Source organism: Fibrobacter sp. UWH1 (assembly GCF_002210365.1).
GTDB lineage: Bacteria > Fibrobacterota > Fibrobacteria > Fibrobacterales > Fibrobacteraceae > Fibrobacter.
On record NZ_MWQG01000050.1, the window covers coordinates 1 to 19316 of the forward strand.

A 19316-nucleotide genomic window follows, 5' to 3' on the forward strand; every position below is an offset into this window, starting at 1 on the left:
GCGAATGTCAACAAAAAAGGGTGGCGAAGCCACCCACACATGTTGATGAAGAGCCCTTTTTTTTGGAAAAAACTACAACTCAATCCCTGTTTCGCGTTCGGTGACCGTGCAACAAGCCGCCTTGAAGGTCTCGGGGGAGGCTATTATGGTTACAGATTCCTTGGCGCGGGTAATGCCCGTATACAGAATTTGGTTCGTTAATAGGGGGTGGCCCTTCTGCTTTGGGAGGTACATGGTTACATGTTTGTATTCGGATCCCTGGGATTTATGGATGGTGATGGCGAAGGCGCTTTCAATGGCTTCTTCTGGCAAAACCGCAATGGGATAGAATACATAGTTGTCCCTTTGGATGTTGGAATCCTGAGGTGGCGCTTTTTTTAACATCAGGTAGGGAGTATGCCCATCAAAAACTACAATACCGGTATCACCATTGTACAACTTGTACATTTCTTGGTTCTGGGTGATAATCAAAAGTTGACCGGGGAAATATCCGGAATCCTGAATGGCTATAGTTTCGGTGGGTTCTGTTTCTCGCGCAGTCTGTTTGGATTTCTTCCAGAGGCTGCGGAGTTTACTGCAAGCTTTCTTGTTCAGGTTTTCAACACCGCGGGGGCCGCGACGTTCTGCCGAAAGCATGCGCTGGGTGAGGCTCAAGTTCCAGAGTTCATCACGGAGTTCTGTTTCGCCAGTGGCCTTGTTCGGGTGAACCTGTTCTGCTAACTGGGAAAGTTTGCTGAAGTTGCTGACCCAGGCATTTACGATTTTTTCGATGCGTTTTTCCTCGATCTTTTTGGCGGTCTTACATTCGCTTTCGGATTCCAGTCGGTAATATGAAACCAAGTCCTTCATCTTTTCGGAACCGTTGTCTGCACTAGACATTGTATCGCCTTCGGAACAGAGGGCCGGATGCAACAGGAAATTATGGGGCTTGAAGTTGCCGATGTCCTTGGTTTCGGCTACAGTCTTGATTTCGTGAGCCAGGCGTCCGATGAGGGAATCATCGGTAAAACGGTTTGATATTTCTAGTTTGACAGTAAAGTTGCGAGCGCTGTTTTTGGCCTTTAGGATTTCTCCCAGAACTGCTCCCGAATCCACAGAGGGCAACTGGTACGGATCACCAAGAATAAAGAGACGTGCACCTTCGGGAATGGCCTGCAACAGGGCGGCGAACATTTCAATATCGATCATGCTGGCTTCGTCAATGACGAAGATGGAATTTTTGGAAAACTGTTCATTCTTGTTGTAATGAAAGTCGCCTTTTTCTCGGGAGAATTTCAGCAAACGGTGAATAGTGCTGCTTTCCAGATCCTTCAGCTTCTTGAATATGGGAGCGCCTTCTTCGCTTTCACGGATTTCGTCGTTGATGGCGGAAAGACCATCAGAAAGGCTTTCTCGCATACGGTCTGCAGCCTTGCCGCTGGGGGCTGCCAAATAGATAGACCAGTCCAGCATATCGCTGTTAGATTGCAATAGCTTCCACAGGATGTAGAGAACCACGGTGGTTTTACCCGTACCCGGGCCACCTGTAATAATCAAATTCTCAGAAAGTCCGCGAAGGATTGCCGTTGCCTGTTGTTCATTGACCAGGAATGGTTTACCGTTTATAGGCTTTCTAATTTTTGAAATTTCATCAATGCATTTCTTGATTGATGTAGCAGAAGGGTTGCTGCCGTTCTTGAACAGAAGTGCTGCCGACTTTTCAATGAGACATTTTGCATTGAAATGCTTGGCAAAATAAAGGTAGGGCGTTACGCCGGTGGTGATGATAAATGGCTTAGAATAGTTATCATTGTCAATGGCTTCGTTTACCAGGCGTCCTTCTACGATTTCAGAAAATTTTAGGCTCTTGAATTCGGAGATTCCCGCGTCTATAATGTCCAAAAATTCATGCGGTGCGTGGAAGTTGTTTTCGTCTATTTCTGTTTCAGAAGCGCTGATGCTCAATTGCACAAGGCCTTGCCACTTCTTGGACCACATTTCAAAAAATTCTTCGGCGATAAGAGGCAGGCGGGTATTGCCATCGTCCAGCAACGAAAAGCAGAGTGCGAGAAACTTCTGTACCTTCAGGCTGATATCCGGCTGAATGTCAAACAGCAAAGAGAGAAGGTGCTTGTCGATGGCGGAAATCCCACGCATTTCCTTTAATGCGTTGTAGAAATCTTCAAAGTTTTCTGTTTCAATAAAGTTCATTATGTTGCCTCCTACTTGCTCATCAATTTTTTGATTTCGCCATAGGCATTTTTAAGATCGTCATAACATTTCCAGGTCTGGGCGTAAATTCCCTTGCCTGTTCCGCCCTGGGTGCCGCGGACAAATGCGTAGTAGATGCCGCCGAAATGCTTGTTGAAGATTTCTTCTTCAGTCAGGTTTTCTGCAGTACCTTCTCCATAGAACTGTTTCAGCCATTGAATAAGGCAGTAGCTGTATAGCACTCGTTGAATGGAATAGTCTGCATCAACGCGTTCCTTTAAGGCTTCTGGTGTATAGCGATTTTCCTCCAGAACGTCGGATTTCCAGTCCAGAATGCTGTAGAGGTTGTTGCCCTGGGCATCAGTTCGCACGAACATCAAATCGATAAAACCCTTGCAGAATCTGCGGAGCTCTTCGGAGGTTCCTGCATTCAGGTTGAACTGCATTTCTGCCTTATGATTTTCCAGAGGAATTTCTGTTAGGGTGAAAAATTCTCCTGTAGCGCAATTTCCTGCGATGGCGGGTAGTTTTGCATTCAGTGTATTCCACAAGTAGGCAATGGCGATGTCAGTCCATTCCTTCTTGTGATTCCAAATAGGCAACGCCTCGTTCTTGAATTCTTCTTCGACGACATTTATGCATTTGGAATCTGCCAAGGCACTTTCTAGAGTAGGCAGCTGTTGTCCGATTTCAAAGAACTTGGCTCGTTCAAAGACATGGTGGATGGCGTTACCCAATTTGCTTCCGCGAGGGAACTTCTTTAGATTTTCTTCGTAGTGGCTCTGATAATCGCGAGATTCCTCGTAGGCAAGGGTACAATCTAGTGCATTGACATCAATACTCTTGATGGAGACCTTGTTCTTGCCTGCAACATCAGCCACAGAAGATTCTTCGTTGCCGTCTTGATCGATGGGAGTATCGTCTTCGTTGCTGATGCCGTTGTCGGCCTTGCCCGAAAGGGATGAGTAGGAATACTGCATAATGCAGGCCTGAGGCACATGCTTCTGCAGGTCTTCCATGATGCCTTTTTGTTCCTGAATCAGCTCTTCGATATTGTCTGTGGATTCCGCAGAGGAACTGTTTTTGCTTAATGGCTGCAGAATATATTCCCGTACGAGTTTTTTCTTTTCGGCAATGCTCCAATCGCTGTCTGTTTTTAGAATTGTGTAGCAGGGATATTCAAAAACGCTGTTTTCAGCATTTTCGATACATACGGCATTTTCACAAAATTCCTTATGGGAATCATGTAGAAACTTGAATTCTGGTTTAACAGAAATAATGGCTCCGCTCTTGTCCTTTTTGGTCCAGTTTTCGTAGCGAGGTAGCATTAGAATAGATGATGCTCGTGTAAAGTCCACGTAGAACAAACGCTTCCATTCTTCCAGTTCTTCTGCCTTGCGAATTTCCTTGGCGTCGCTGCCTAAGCCCAAATGGATTCCATTGTCGTCATGATACAGGAAGGGACCTCTAGAAAGATTATTCACGCCCTTGAATCCTGCCACAGAAATTACCACGGGGAATTCCAACCCCTTGGAGGCGTGAATGGTCATGACCTGAACGGCATCGTAGTCGGTTCCCTTTTCAACGAGGCTTCCGTCTTCATCGTCGGCGTCATCACGGAATGCAGCCAGTCCTTCCAAGTGACGGACTAGATCTTCCAGGGAACAGTTGTGGCTATAAAGGAATTCTACGGCGTAGTTTCCGATCTGACGGAGCTTCGCCAAATTTTGCAACTTGGAAATATCCATTAGACGTTGCTCAATCTGGGTGTCGCTATAAATACGCTCCAGCATTTCGGCGTATCGACGCTTAAGAGCCAAGTCTCGCCAGACATTCAGCAGTTTGCGTTCCCTATTATTGGGGTCGTCAAAAACCTTGCTGTCAACATAATGAAGTTCATCCATGCTGTGATCTTCAGAAGAATTGTCTTTTTTGGTAAAGACCGTCTTAAAGAAATCGGTAATGAGAACTTCACTTAAAAGTTTACGGTTCCATGCAGAAAAATCCGGAGCATTCAAGGCACGGAACAGGGCTATCCATTCGGCACATTCACGGCTGTTAAACAGGTTGTTGTCTTTGTAACGACTGAAAGGGATACCTGCGTGTCGCAGTGAATCTTCCATAACTTCCATTTCGCTGCGAGTACGGGCCAGTACGGCAAAGTCCTTGAAGGAAACGTTGCGGTATTTGCGACAATCTTTCTTGTCGAAAACCTGGAGCTTGGTCTTTCCGTTTTCGAAGGAACACCAGTCTACGATTTTTGCCACAGCGGAACGTGCGAAATTCAGACTGGAAATTTCGTTTTCGCTAATCCAGATCGGTGCAACTTCCTTGCCGCTTATCATAGGCGGAACTTTAACTTGGCTTTCGTTGGTAGGAGCACCAGATGGTTGGAATTTTACCAGTTCGGGAGAGCTTTCTGCAGGAGTAAAGAAACTTCCCTTGAACAGTTCGTTGCAACCTTCAATGATTCCCGTTGTAGAACGGAAGTTGTTGTTGAGAGAAGTTCCGTTGTTGATTTCCAGGATCGCTTCCTTATAGACGTTTACGTCGGCTCCCTGGAAACTATAGATGGATTGTTTTGGATCGCCTACCACAAAAATGGAATGACCTTCGACGGCCTTGCCCTGATCTTTCAAAAAGATTGTGCGGAAAATATCCCATTGCAGTTTATTGGTATCCTGGAATTCATCAATGATGGCGAAGTTGAACTGCTGACGCAACTTTTCCTTGAGATTGTCACTTTCGGTGATAGCCTTATGTACCGAAAGAATCATGTCATTAAAGGATTGCCTTTTGTCATCCTTCTTTGCTTTTTGCCACTTGTCAAAAAGTATGGGAATCTGCTTGCAGAGAAATTCCTCGTACTGGGCGCGATAAAGGTGTTTTGGGGCGCTCTTGATCAGTTCCCTGATTTCCTTGATTGCATTGAAATGGGGAAGGGTTGTCTCGGAGAATGATTTTGTTGTGAATGAGTGGCCGTTAAAAAGAAGGTCCTGACTTTCGTTGGTCCATGACTTGATTTTTTCGGTGAACTCCGTGGCTCTTTTTTCTGTATTAGAAACGCTGTCGAAAAAAGTCAGCTCATCTTCAAAACCGGGAATACACTTCAAATCGTTATAACAGGTGGCTTTAGAAATTTTTTCAAGAGCGCTTAGGGGGACCTCCTGACCATTGATTTTCGGAAGACTGGGCCCGTCTAACGGAATGATTTCGCCTTTTTTACAACAGCCTTTATAGTTGTTGATGGCGCTGACAATGGTTTCCGTTAACTGGTTGGTCAAGGATTCTGTTTTTTCAGATGCGAGAAGTTTCTGGAATTTTTCGTCATTGACCCACTGGTCGCGAATATACTGTTCTACCAAGGTGGTAACCGCGGCATCATCGATCATACCCATATCAAAGGGGCGGCCCGCGTCGTAGGCGTATTCCTTCAAGGCCTTCTGACAGAAGGAGTGGATGGTGAAGATCGCTGCGTTGTCAACATCCTGGTTTGCCTTGGCAAAAAGGGACAATACGTCCTTGGAAAGTTCCGGTTCGTCAGAGTCATCCTTGTTGATTTTTTTGAATTCAAGGACTTCGTTAATCTTTTTGCGGATACGGTCCTTTAACTCACCCGCAGCTTTTTCGGTGTAGGTGACGATAAGAATCTTTTTGAGAGGCGTGCCTTGACTAATCAGCTTGGATACCATGAGCTGAATGGTATAGGTTTTGCCTGTTCCTGCTGACGCTTCGATAAAGAGGCTGTGTTTCGGATCAAAATTTTTCAGATTGAAACTTTTCAATGTGTCGCTCACCTTATGCCCCCTTCTTCGTTGCGGATTTTGTTCCCTTTGCTGTTTTAGCAGGCTTTTCCGGTTTTTCGTAGGCCTTGATTTCCATAAGGGACTTCATCTTGGCCTTCGCTTCTGCCCACTGCTCCTTGAAATTCTCGGAATCGAATCCCACATCCTTTACCGGATCGAAAAGTGCTTTCTTGCCGAAGTAGGACCAGGGACCATCCAATAGTTTTCCTCTGTACTCATATATATCGTCGCTTTCCTTGATTGTGTCAAGAAGGTCTGCGGGGACAGCCTTACTGTAAGGCATCTTCCTTGTCTTTTCGCAACCGTAGGCTTCGCTGTATATACGTTCCAGCATTTCCCTAGCTTGAACGGGTGACATTTTTACAGATGTTGTTGCAGGGCCACCGATATTCTCGTCGCAAGAATAAATGGAAATGCCAATGGTCTGTTCCTTATTTGCCGAGTCCGGATGCTTTTCGCATTTAAGGGCGAGAAGGGCCAAGGCCTTGATATACGGGCTTAAGTATTTACTGAAATTGATTTTATCGGCAGTGCGGTTAGATGTTGTTATAGAAATGATTTCGGTAACATCTCCCAGTTCCTTGTTGTTGCACCAGTCCATGGTTCCGGAAAGGTTCCACTTGGTTCCGTCACCACGCAATAATTGCAGATCTTGCAAACGGTCTTTATACGTCCAGCCGTTGCGGAGTTCCTGAATTTTTTCTTCGCCCATCTGGCAAAGAATAAGGTTCTTTTTTACGTTCAGGTCTTTCCAGATTTTTTCACTGAAAATCTGGTCGGGCATCTTGCCCTTCAGCTGACTATCCCTCTTGAATTTTTCCAGTTCGTCTTCCTTGCCCGAAAGTTCTGCTGCCAGCATCATTTTCAGTAAGTTGCTTTCTTCCAACTTGTTAAAGAAAATCGGTTCAAAAAATTCTTTTTCGGGATCGTCATCATCTTGCTCCATCATCATCAGGCCGATTCGGAATTCAAATGGGTCTTCCAGGAATTTGCACAACTGGAACAGAGAAACTCGTTCGGGAATCTTGATGGCAATGTTCTTGATGTCAGTAGACTCGTCACCTCGAACTTTTATGTTGGTACGGGCCTTGGCATTTCCGTCGTGGACCATGTCTACGTAAGCCTTTTTGTTACGGAGGCTTCTGGGCGTAAACAGTTCTGTAGTGTCGCGGGTCTCGTCCAGCGAGATTGATTTTTTATTCCATGCGATGCCATTCTTCAAAAGAAATTTCTGGATGTCATTGACGACGGACGTGGGGTAAAGTTCCGCATCCTTTTTAATGTCCTGGTCGACAAAGCTAATATGGAAGCTTTCGCTTACGCTCATGAGCTGACAGAGGAAGGCGTAGCGTCGCTTGGAGATAGGGGAGCCATCACCAGGCCAGGGGCGGCAGGATTTACGTAAGTCCAAAGTGTTCTGCTGCTTGGCTCCAGGGAAGTTGATGGAATCTCCACCAATAAAGAACAGGTGCTTTACAGGAATGATTCGGTTAGGGATGAATTTCATGAAGGTTATGCCATTCACGAACAGGTTACCGCAACTATATGCGGATCCCTGGGCTGCCGTAATCAGACTCTGCTCGATAATTTTCCATGAAATGGCCTCAATGCCGGTATCCAGCTGGTAGTGAAGATTTTCCACGGATTCCGTCACTCGCTTGAAGATGATGGATTCTCCTCCAAGACCTTCGGGAGCGCCAGTCATGGCGAGCCATCCGTTTAGGTGATCGTTCAGCTTATTAAGATCCGCAATTTTTCCTTGGGAACCGAAGGCAATCCAGTCTCTTAAATCGTTAATGGCTTCTACAAAGCGGCAAAGGCTGGCGTTGTTGCTAGTGGCCATATCGGAGTATGGTTTTAGCGAGTCTTCCTCGCCAGAGAACTTCACCAGATTTTTTGTCATCTTGGCCAAAAGCAGTCGGCGGACTCCGTCGAGCCAGTCCTGTTTCTTTGAACTGCGGTCGCGATAAACATTGGTTTCTTCAATCCAGGTTTCCCAATCGTTAACTTCCTCTTCCTTGATGCCGCGGGTTTGCTGCACTACAGGATTGCGCATCAAGCTAAAGAACTGGGGACGTCCAATGGAGTTTCCTTCTAAAATAGAGAACAGATCCTGTAGGGCGGTTTCGGTTAAAGAGCTGTGGGCCGGTGAATCAACAATGGAAAATGGAATATGAAGGTAGCCGGAATTGTTATGGCCTGCCACGTCAGAAACCTTTCGGTCGGGAGTCTGGTCGAATACGGTCTTGATGGCTGTGCGGTAACTATCCAAGTCTGGTGAAACTACCAGAATGTCATTGATGCGGGCTCCGCTCTGCAGAAGTTTGCAGATGCTGGAATGCAAAGCTTCCACTTCACGAATTTTTGTGGGAGCTGCCGTTAATGTTAGGCTGTTCTCTTCTGTTGCCCCTTCGCCGATAATGTTGGTTCGGTTGGCGATAGCGTACTGCAATTTATGCAATAGGGTGTCCTGGGGCAAGTCGCTTGCCGATGAAGCACTCCCATTGCTTGCGTCAAAATCGAAATCGTAATTTGCGGCCTGACACCACAACTTGATGTTGTCGCGACCGGATCTTCCCCAGGTGCAGAGCAGTGTGTTTTCGGACTCCTCTTCGGCGAGATTCTGATATTCCGGGATGTCGTCTGGATCGGTCGCACTGACTTCTGCAACGCTATTTCCCGCTTCGCCAAGATTTACATCCATGCGGCGTTTAACGCTGTTCAGTTCGTTGCCATTTTCATCATTCCAGGAACCGTTAGATGCAACCCACCTGCGAACAATCTTATCGCTGGCAATATCTTCCCAGAATTCCATACAGGGATTCTGGATGTAGGCAAAAACGTCGTGCTCCTCGGCAAACTTATGAAGAATCACCCGGTAGAACTGCCCCATACCAGATAGACCGAAAATGAACAGGGGCTGGTCCTTGATTTTTTCCAGATGGAATTTGGCGATGCCGTTTTCATCGAAGCAACTGTAGTAAAGGAAAGGGATGGTCAGATAGGTAATCTGGTCATCATTCTTGCGTTCTGCCTCTTTCTTAAAAACGCGGGTGAGAAGGGAGTCCTTGTTACCGTGCTGGTGAAAAATGGCGGAGTACAATTTCTGCTGCCATTTTTCGCGGACCGCCACGTCTCCATTGCGGTTGCCTGTAAAGAAAGGTTGTAAATCTCCCTGTTTCCACTTATCGAGAATCCCATCGGCTGCACTGCCATCGGCGTTCTTCACAAAATCTCTGGGACGGCTCGTCTCGTATTCCAAAAACAATGTGGCGATTTTCTGTGCGAAATCAAAAAGATGGGTCTCGTCCAGTTTGCCCTTGCCGTCTGCGTCTTCCACAATCAAGTACCGACGGACTTCGTCGCCCAGCTTTTCGTAATTGTAGGATCCACCTTCTTCCATTTTCAGATAGGCGAGAATCACATTGCACAGCATATCTGCCGTCAGCTTCTTTTTGCTGTTGTCGTCACCCACCAGAATTTCCATGAGGAATCGGTCGATCATCATGGTGCTGAGGCCAGCCAGAGCGCCCTTCTTCTGAATCCAGCGGAGCCTGAACCACTGCTCCAGTTTTGGATCCGGAAACACGACTATTGGACATACGAAAGGGTTCTTCCAGCTGGTGGAAATGGCGTTGATCATTTCGTCGGCGAGGTTCTCGAGATTCAGTGCGAATTTTAAGTGAAGCATAGTGGGCAATATATTTTATAAAAAAAGGATTGTTCTATTTGATTATCGTTTTCAGCCCCGATTTTGTCAAATGATTTGGGAATCTGCAGGTAAGGAATGCTAATTTTTAACGAGAAAAAAGGAGTTTGCCCATGAGGAACGCTCGTGTACCTTTTATTTATGTCACATCACTTCTTGCGATGTTCTTTTTTGCCTGCGAGGATTCCACCAGTGCGTCCGGTTCTCAGGACGAACAGAGTCGTGTAGATACTGTCTATGTAAGAGACACCGTCAACATAAAAGGTGATACCATTCGCGTAAAAGGTGATACGGTCGTTGTAACCAAACAGGATACCGTTATCAAAAATGGCGATACCGTAGTGGTCTCCAAGAAAGATACCTTGGTCGTGAAGGGCGATACCGTTGTGGTGACCAAGAAAGACACCTTGGTTTTAGATGGTGATACCGTAGTTGTCCGTGATACACTTTATCTTCGTGATACGGTTTACGCCCGTGACACGATTTTAGATACTCTTTACCTTGCGGAAGAAAAAATTCTTCAGGAATGCGCCAATCATAAGTTTGATGAAAAGTCCCAATTCTGTTATATGGGTAACGTATATCCCCTGTGCGGAGGCAAAACCTATAATCCCGATAGTGCGACCTGCGTGAATGATGTGACGGTCCTTGCCTGCGGCGGTACTGTATACGATAAGGCCAAGAAGATCTGTTATAAGAACAAACTTCACGATCGCTACGTCCGTATGGGTAAATTCAATTACGAATATTTTGTGGATGATCGTGACGATCAGTTCTATCGCAGCATCCCCATCGGTAATCAAACCTGGATGGCTCAAAATTTAAACTACGCCGTTGATAGCAGCTGGTGTGCTGGCGGTATCGCCACGAGTCCCGATGACTTTACTCAGGGCGATTGTGAAAAGTACGGCCGTGTGTACAGATGGGCTAGTGCCATGAATATCCCTGATGAGTATAATGAGATTAGTGCCGTAGGAACCGTGGTGGATACAACCAAGGAATATCAGGGAGCTTGCCCCAACGGCTGGCACGTTCCCAATCACCATGAATGGTATGCCCTCGAAGATTACATTTATACCAACATAGACCCCGATTCTTCGCATTCTATATCCGAACACCTGAAGTCTGATAGCTTGTGGGTCGATGGCTATGGTTGGATGGGTTCTGGCGATGACCGTGTGAAAGTTGAAATTCCGAAGGGAATTAACTCTGTAGGGCTGAATATACTGCCTGTAGGAAGTTTCATTTATTACGATTCAAAAGTTTACCCTTCGTATTTTGGCCAGGATTCCCGCCTTTGGAGTGTTAACGAAACGTACAATACCGGAGTCTATGTGGTGTTCTTTAGCTATTCCACCGATTACAAGACCCTGAAGTATTATAAGGGCTCTGCGGCTTTCAAGAATTGGGCTTGGTCTCTCCGCTGTTTAAAGAACAATAATTAAGAACGTAGGGCCCAAAAAACATCTATTTATAAGGGAAAATTTTATTCGTTAAACATGGAACGTCTAATCTTATACTAGATTACAAGGGGTAAATTATTTACCGTAAACTCGGAGTTTTATTATGGAAATTAAATGGCGTAATCCTGATGCAAAGTTTGATCGTCTGGTTTTGGCTGGCGATATCGGCGGTACCAACACCAACCTTGGCGTTGTTGGCTACAAGGATGGAAAGTTCACCTTGATTCTCGAAACCGTATGTCCCTCCAAAGACATTGACGGTCTGGATGCTCCCATCCGCGAAACCCTTAAGCTGGCTGCAGAAGCTCGCGCTGACCTTAAGGTGAGCCACATCTGCATTAGCGCTGCCGGTCCTGTTGCCAATAACAAGTGCGTCATGACCAACCTCCCTTGGTCTGTGGATGGCGATGCCATCTCTGCTGCAACGGGCATTCCCACTCTCGTGATCAATGACTTCATGGCTATCAGCTACGGTATCCCCACTCTGGACGTGGACGATCCGGAACAGATCCACAAGCTGGTCCACACCGACGGATCCACTCCCGCTCCCCAGGCAGCAACCAAGGCTGTGATTGGTCCGGGTACCGGCATGGGCGTTGGCTTCCTGGCATTCGACGGTCAGAAGTACATTCCCGCTTCTTCTGAAGGTGGCCACTCTACTTTCGCACCTTTCGACAAGGACTCCCAGGAATTCCACGATTACATGGAAAAGAAGCTTGGCGTTGTTCCCGGTGTAGAACCTCTGGTTTCCGGTATGGGTCTTCGCAACATGTACGAATGGTGGAAGGAAACCCGCGGCGTTCCGAACAACGAATACTTCCAGAAGATCGAAGAGACCGAACCCAACGATCGCCCCAAGTACATTTCCCGCGCCAGCGACAACGATCCGGTGGCCGCCGAAATGATGCGCCTGTTCGTAAAGATGCTGGCCCGCTTTGCTAGCGACGCTGCAACCCTGTTCCTCCCGCTGGGTGGCTTCTACCTGGCTGGCGGTACCGTACAGAAGGATCTGCGCTGGCTGGAACGCGATAACCTGTTCATGCAGTACTTCGAAAAGAACTATAACCCCAACATCCGCCCGCTTCTGAACAAGATTCCGGTGTACGTGATCAAGGATTATAGCATCAGCCTTTACGGCGCTGCAAACGCAAGCCTGAATCTGCAGAAGTAAGCGGTCACGCGCAGCGTGTCATCCTGAGCCCGTAGGGCGAAGGATCTAGCTAAAAAGTCCCCGATCAATCGGGGATTTTTTTATACAAATTGCGATTTGTTTATGCTATTTGTATAAAGTCCGTTCGGTCTCAAGATTTTTTGTTTAAATTGAAAATAAAGAACTTCAAAAAAGGAATGAATTATGGCTGTAAAAAAGTCCGCTGCTAAATCTGCTCCCAAGAAAGCTCCTGCAAAAACTGCAGCAAAGAAAGTTGCCGCAAAGCCCGCTGCAAAGAAGGCTTCTCCGAAGGCTGCTGCAAAGCCTGCTGCAGCTGAAGAATCCGAAGGCTTTGACATTGAACTGAATGCAAACCCGGCCATGGGTGCCATTGTTGTCGAAGCTCTCAAGAGCGAATACTTCGAAAATGCCGCCGACGAAATGGAAGCTTTCTTCTCCAAGGAAGAAGTGAGCGATGTGGATGTTCAGTCCCTGCTGTTCAAGGTGTTTATCCAGGGAACTATCGCTGGTGCCGCTATTGCCGCTGACGAAGCCCAGAAAGGCTTTGAAGACGTCAATAAACTGCTGAAGAAACTGTCCAAGAAATAACTGCTCAAAGTAACTAAAAAAGGCATTCCGTTTTATCGCGGAATGCCTTTTTGCTTTTAGTAAAGTTTTGCTTCCCAGGTTATGGCGTAATCGTCGTTATCTTCGTCATCTAGGAACGTTTCCGTATCCTTGATGTATCCGATATCCTTTGCTGACATGCATCGGCCAGAACTGACGATTTCGTCTTCTTCGTCATCGCCTGTCTGGCTGATAACGACGGGGCAAATCCTGATTTCGTCAATGCCGCGGACAACCGAAATGGGGTCAAAGGAAGTCGTATCGCGCCATTTCTTTTCTTCAAGTTCTAGGGGTAGCACTCCCGTTGAAAGGGTGTTCGCCTTGACGCTGTCGCTGTACAGTTCAACCTTGAAACGAACCATCGGGTTGCTGGCCTTGTCTGACTTCTGCTTAAAGGACTTCAGCGTAATGGTGATGTTCTTGTTTTCCTGCAGGTAGTAGACTTCCACAACGGTATCCTTGGGTGTCACGTTGCTAGTATCTTGCGGCGTGACGTTGCCCGTAGTGTCCTTTGAACCATCGTCGTAGGTGTATTCGCCCTCGTCGTTGTAGTACGGATTGGAAATCTGCGGACAGTCGTAGGAACCGAATTTCTTGTAGAAATTGGAGCAGCGTTCCTTGCTGTAGGTTGCCAGGCAGTTATACAGATCTACGCGGCCCAAGTTGGCTTCCAAGGAATCCAGGAGACCTTTTTTAGGACCCTTGTGTTCGCTAAGAATTTCATTTTCGGCCTCGATAACACTTGTTTCGCTACAGGCGGAAAAAATAACGGCGGTAGATGCAATTGCAGATGCTACAAGAAGTTTTTTGATAAAATTAAATCTCATAATTCCTCCTTACTTTAGACTCAAATCCACCATTACGCGCCATGAGGGCATGCCACCATGGTTAATGGCGTGGAATCTATGATTGTCTTTGGTGGAACCAGCAGCGAGGAGTACCTGGTATTCGACAGAGATGTATTTGCAGTCGATGCCTGCGCCGGCCCAACTGCTGAACTCCCAGTCGTCTATGTAGAAATTACCTTCAACAGTGTAGTTTTCGTAGGCCGGATAAAGTCCTTTACTTTCAAGAACGGCCAGGTCTTTCTTCAGTTCCTTGGACGGATGCTTTACGGTATATTCGCGAGTTGTATTGATCTGGTCGAAAATGGACTTTGTGATATCCCCTGCAAGGCTGAGGAAAATGAACGTTGTGTGGCCGGTGTGAGCTCCGAGTTTCAGTGTAAGAGGAGCGTCAACGGCGATGTCATGATAGTCTACGGTAAGCTTGTTGTTGACGTCAAATTGGGTTTCCTTGTATGTGATTCCGTCCTTGATTTCGTCATTCTTTGTGAATCTTGCATAACGGTATATGGCGCCAAGGCGTCCCTGCAAGGCAAAGAAACTGGTAAAGTAGTATCGATAGAAAAGATATACGCCAAAGTTTCCGTCCCAGTCGCTGTTTTCTTCGAGATTGCCCAAACGCTTGTCCTTGGCTCTTCCTCCGATAAAGGAAAGACCGAAGTTGTAGGTAATCGAGGCGATGCTGTCTCTGATGGCGTTCTGGGTGCTGTCGTATTCCGCGACGCTCTTCTTCTTGCGCATGGCCTTGAAGCGGTTGGCGTAAGTCTTCTTTTCGGTGAGAGTCTCGTCTTCAACCTTGTTTGCTGTGTCTGCAACTGCTGCAGTGGTCGCCTGTGTCGAGGTGCCTCTCAGGATAAATGTCTGCTGACCGGGCTTCGTGTTCAGTACCGCCGGATTAACTGCAGTTGCCTTGGCTGCCGGCTGTGCTGATGCTTGTGTTGCGGGCTGTGCAGCCGGTTGAGGGGCGGGCTGTGCTGCGGGCTTGGCCTCAGGTTGCGGAGTCGGTTCTGCAACAGGTTGAAGTGCGGATTCTGCCGGGGGAGTGGGTGCTTGTTCCGGTGCGGCACTGGACTGCACTTCCTCAAATGCACTTTCAAGGTCAGACTGTTCTTCCTGCGGAACTTCGGCCTCGGCGGTCTGTTCTTCGGCGTTATCTTCAACGGCTTCTGTAGAAGATTCTGCTGCGGATTCTTCTTCAGCAGTCTCGACAACCTGTTCTGCCTGTTCTTTTTTCTTTTTCTTCTTCTTGGATTTCTTTGCCTTTTTGGCACTCTTTGAGGTCTTGGACTTTGCCTGTAGAACCTTCTGTGTCTTCTCCACAGATGTTGCCGGCATAGATGGCGCAGCCAAGACGACCGCAGCCATGAAGGCCAAGAATGTCAGTATTTTTCGAATTAAAGCCATTTGAAAAAACTCCCGAGATAAGCAAAAACTACCACTAAACTTACGCAATGTTGGCTTGTCGTGCAAATGTTTTTTCGAGAAAATGTCCTTTTTCCCGCATTTTATCCCTTATTTTTGATGAATTTGACTCGTTTGTTCCAAATTGGAGTGCTTCTTGGGTGTCATTGGTCACATATAATGGGTGGCTGCTCCCTATTTTGGGGGTAAATGCTTATTTTTAACGTAAATGGAGGCGCTTTTTTTATGAAATCGCTTAATTGTGTTTTTTTGTCTGTTTTGTTTGTCCTGCTGTTGGTAGGTCAGTCTTTTGCTGCGCTTAAAGATACCACGGTCAGTAGTAAAACGTACAAGGTCATTGCAACGTGCGAAAACTTGGTGGAATTTTCCCGTTTGGTAAACACGGTTGTTTGCCCGTCTGGTTATGACTATGTGTATGGCGACAATAAATGCCAGAAAAAAGGCTCCCTTATAATAAAATTTGAGGCGTCCTTCCCCAATGCCGGGCTTAATGCGATTGTGACTGGTCCTATTGATATGACCTGTACCGAAAACTTTGAGCCGATGGGTTATGAAAATAGTGGTCGTCAGTATGTTGGTAATTTTAATGGCCAAGGATATCCTATCCGTAATTTGAAAATCGATAGTGATGATCAGAATGTGGCCCTGTTCGGTGTGATAACGACAGAAGCTGTGATTGAAAATGTGGTTCTTGAAAATGTGGAAATTAAGGCTACGGGTATACAGGAAAGAGGAGGAAGCCGCCCCATTAGTGTGGGTACTATTGTCGCATGGCAGGAAGATGGTACGGTCAGTGGATGTTATGCCTCCGGCTCTATTGTTACAGATGGTTTGGCTCAGAGTGTTGGTGGTATAACAGGCTATGCAACTGCTGGTACGATAAAGGATTGCTTGAGTTCTGTTGAAATTCATAACTTGAGTAACGCAAGCTTTGTGGGCGGTGTTGCAGGAACCCTTAGCAATGCAAAAATTGAACGTTGCGTGTATGGGGGCAATGGCGTTTACAATGCTGGCGATGGTACGTTGGGCGGCCTTGTGGGGCAGAAAATCGTGAGTACAGGATCGATTGCGAACAGCTACTATGACAATAAGACTGTTGATAAACCTGTCGGAAACGAAAATAACGATTCCGGTAGCGGTGTAGGTCTTCCTGATGTAAATACGTCAGAAACCGTTGAAAATTTGAATGAAGGGTGTGGCGAAAAATGTATTTGGTCTAACGGATCGGACAATATCACCAATACCGGTATTTCCAACGATAATGTTGACAATACTGTGTACACGATCTATTTCGCTGCCGGTACAGGTTGTGCATTCCCGTCAGGTGCCATTACTTCCAAGGCTTTGAGGTTTGATAGTCCGATTACATCTACCGGTATTACGGAACCTGTTTGCGACGAGAAGAAGTTTCTCGGTTGGTCTTTGAATGCTTCTGCTACAAAACCGGATGAAAGTCTGGGCAAGGTGTCTGGCTCTAGCACGGTGTATGCCGTGTGGGAAGACTATGTAACCGTGACCTTCCATTCTAATGGTGGTAAGTTTGCTGGTGACAAGACTGAACTGGCTAAGAAAGTTGCCAAACAGTCTGTGATTGTCTCTTCTGATATTGAAATTCCCTCTAGAGCTCCTGAAGGCACCGGAGAAGATACGAAGTATTTCTCATTCAAGGGCTGGGCTTTGACAAGTGATGCTGTTGATGTTCAGAGCCTTGGTGCGGCTGAGGGTGATGTTAATGTTTATGCTGTTTGGGAAGAGACGAAGATAGTTTATTACTCCGTCATCTATGATGTGAATGGACATGGTGAAACTCCGGCTATTGATCGTGTGAAGGAACATTCAACGGCTTTTAGACCCGAAGATCCAATTGCTGATGGTTATAAGTTTGATGGTTGGTACACCTCTGCCGATGGCAAGGGCTTGCCTTATGATTTCGAAAAAACGGTTTTGAATGATTTGAAATTGTATGCAAAGTGGGTTCCCGTCAGCTACGCCATTCTTTATGAATTGGGTGAAAATGGCGTGAATAATATTGCTAATCCTGTGTCCTATACGATTGAATCTGCAAACATTATTTTGCAGAATCCGTCCAGGGATGGTTATGATTTTATTGGCTGGTATGACAATGCTGACTTTAATGGCGAAGCCATTAAGACGATTCTTACCGGTTCCTTTGGTGATAAGAAATTCTATGCCAAGTGGAGTGTGAAATCCTACTACGTCTACTATGCCGAAGGTACTGATGGCGTCGGTGAAGTTCCTGCCGCACAATTGGTGAATCACGGGGATTCCGTTAAATTGGCTGGAAAAGTCTTCACGAGAAATGTCTACAAATGTGATAAGGATGGTAAAAATTGCTCTGTACAAACGACAGTCAATCAAATTGGTTGGTCTCTTTCTGATGGTGGTAAAAAGTTCTATGATCTTGAAAGCTACTATAAGGGAAATGCATCTGTTACGTTGTATCCTGCCTGGGATGAAAGCGCTTTGACGTTGTATGCCGTTACTTTCAAGATTGTTGGCGCTGCGTCGACTGACGCTGCTGAATATCTGGAAGCTAGGTACCTAGATGTGTCTAGCGCTTCCGATGTGAATGTCAAGTATCCCACAATGTTGATTCATGATGGATATAAAATTACTGAAGTGTCTTCCAGTGATGTGACGTTAGATACGAAGACGACAAGTTTTGTGATGCCGAAGAAGAATGTTGTAGTGACAATCAATGTTGCTCCCAAGAAGTTTAAATTGGCTTGGAATCTTGAAGGTGGCAGTGTTGCAACGGCAGGAACTGCAGCTGGTGAAGTTTCATATGGAACTTCCTTGAATGCTCCGGTTGTTGAAAAGGAACATTATACTTTCTCTGGTTGGAATCCGAGTGTCCCGGAAACGATGCCTGCAGAAAATGTTTCCTATACGGCTGTGTGGACCGAGAAAACGATTGATGTGACGGTTAATCTCGGAGGAAATAAGATTACGGTCACTGTAAGTGAAGATGCTTCAAAGGATGAAATTGAAGAAAAGATTAACGAACTGCTCCGTGATCCGAATTCTGACTTGAAGGTTCCCGAAAAACCGTCCGATGATGATTTCGTTTATGAATTCAATGGTCATTGGAAGGAAGATGGTAGCGAATATGTTCCCGAATACGAAGCCATTCCTCGTGAAGACCAGAATATTCATGTTGTAGTGGGTGGTTCTCAAGTTGATGTTACCGTCAGAAAGGATGATTCTAAGGAAACCGTTAATCAGAAAATTAACGATGCTGTGAAGGATGCCGGAATTGTAGTTCCCGCCAAGGATGGCGATGGTTATAAGTTCAATGGCGAATGGGAACAGGATAAGGACGGTAATTATGTTCCTGTTTATGATGTTGTAACAATCAAGGTGGTTGTTGCTGGTAAGGAAATCGATATTGATATCAAGAAGGGTGATAGCGCCGATGACATCAGCGATAAGATTAATGATGCTTTAGCTGAGGCTGCCAAGACTGATCCTGCCGTTGTTGTTCCTGCCAAGGATGAAGCTGGTCGTGATTTCAACGGCAAGTGGGAAGACGCCGATGGCGACGACAAGTACACTCCGGTGTATGTTGTACCTGATGACAGCAAGGTCATTGAAGTTGTTGTTGGCAAGGATACCATTGAAGTTGTTGTTCCCAAGGATGCTTCTGACGAAGAAGTTGAACAGAAGATTAACGAAGTCGTAACCAAGCCTGTCGTTGGCGACAAGGATGAAGACGGCTACCAGTTCAATGGCGAATGGGAACAGGACAAGGATGGCAATTACGAACCTGTCTACGAAAAGACTGTCCAGGCTGAAGTTGCAGGCAAGGACATCCCCGTTGGCATCAAGAAGGGCGATAGCGCCGATGACATCAGCGACAAGATTAATGACGCTGTAGCTGAGGCTGCCAAGACTGATCCTGCCGTTGTTGTTCCTGCCAAGGATGAAGCTGGTCGTGATTTCAACGGCAAGTGGGAAGACGCCGATGGCGACGACAAGTACACTCCGGTGTATGTTGTACCTGATGACAGCAAGGTCATTGAAGTTGTTGTTGGCAAGGATACCATTGAAGTTGTTGTTCCCAAGGATGCTTCTGACGAAGAA

At 46.3% G+C, this 19316-nt stretch carries 9 protein-coding genes; 4 read left to right on the forward strand and 5 right to left on the reverse strand.

Features of this window, described 5'->3' with window-relative positions; genetic code table 11:
• Positions 1–72: 72 nt before the first annotated feature.
• The 3 genes from B7992_RS14720 to B7992_RS14730 are packed head-to-tail and all read right to left on the reverse strand — an operon-like array spanning position 73 to position 9687.
• The gene (locus B7992_RS14720) at positions 73–2190 is read right to left on the reverse strand and encodes an ATP-dependent RecD-like DNA helicase (RefSeq protein ID WP_073157719.1); all 2118 of its coding nucleotides are present in this window, start codon (positions 2188–2190) and stop codon (positions 73–75) included.
• 11 nt (positions 2191–2201) lie between these two features.
• Positions 2202–5987, reverse strand: coding sequence for a UvrD-helicase domain-containing protein (locus B7992_RS14725; protein ID WP_254794876.1), 3786 nt, complete (start codon positions 5985–5987; stop codon positions 2202–2204).
• Between the two features lies 1 nt (position 5988).
• Positions 5989–9687, reverse strand: a complete 3699-nt coding sequence (locus tag B7992_RS14730; protein WP_088666647.1) for an exodeoxyribonuclease V subunit gamma — start codon at positions 9685–9687, stop codon at positions 5989–5991.
• 131 nt (positions 9688–9818) lie between these two features.
• Between B7992_RS14730 and B7992_RS14735 the strand changes: the two genes are divergently transcribed.
• The 3 genes from B7992_RS14735 (at position 9819) to B7992_RS16795 (ending at position 12927) form a co-directional block, all read left to right on the forward strand.
• Positions 9819–11150 (forward strand): FISUMP domain-containing protein, encoded by a 1332-nt coding sequence (locus B7992_RS14735; protein ID WP_073157713.1) that lies wholly within the window; start codon positions 9819–9821, stop codon positions 11148–11150.
• A 121-nt stretch (positions 11151–11271) separates the two neighbouring features.
• Positions 11272–12339: a glucokinase gene (locus tag B7992_RS14740; RefSeq protein WP_073157710.1), complete on the forward strand. Its 1068-nt coding sequence runs from the start codon at positions 11272–11274 to the stop codon at positions 12337–12339.
• 183 nt (positions 12340–12522) lie between these two features.
• Positions 12523–12927: a hypothetical protein gene (locus B7992_RS16795; RefSeq protein ID WP_083538295.1), complete on the forward strand. Its 405-nt coding sequence runs from the start codon at positions 12523–12525 to the stop codon at positions 12925–12927.
• A 56-nt stretch (positions 12928–12983) separates the two neighbouring features.
• Here the strand turns inward: B7992_RS16795 and B7992_RS14750 are convergent, their stop codons facing one another.
• Positions 12984–13772: a hypothetical protein gene (locus B7992_RS14750; RefSeq protein WP_088666648.1), complete on the reverse strand. Its 789-nt coding sequence runs from the start codon at positions 13770–13772 to the stop codon at positions 12984–12986.
• A gap of 9 nt (positions 13773–13781) precedes the next feature.
• Positions 13782–15194 (reverse strand): hypothetical protein, encoded by a 1413-nt coding sequence (locus B7992_RS14755; protein WP_141100493.1) that lies wholly within the window; start codon positions 15192–15194, stop codon positions 13782–13784.
• A 267-nt stretch (positions 15195–15461) separates the two neighbouring features.
• On the opposite strand from B7992_RS14755, the gene B7992_RS14760 reads away from it, so the two are divergent.
• Positions 15462–19316, forward strand: a 3855-nt coding sequence (locus B7992_RS14760; RefSeq protein ID WP_176421961.1) for an InlB B-repeat-containing protein, incomplete at its 3' end; no start/stop codon positions are given.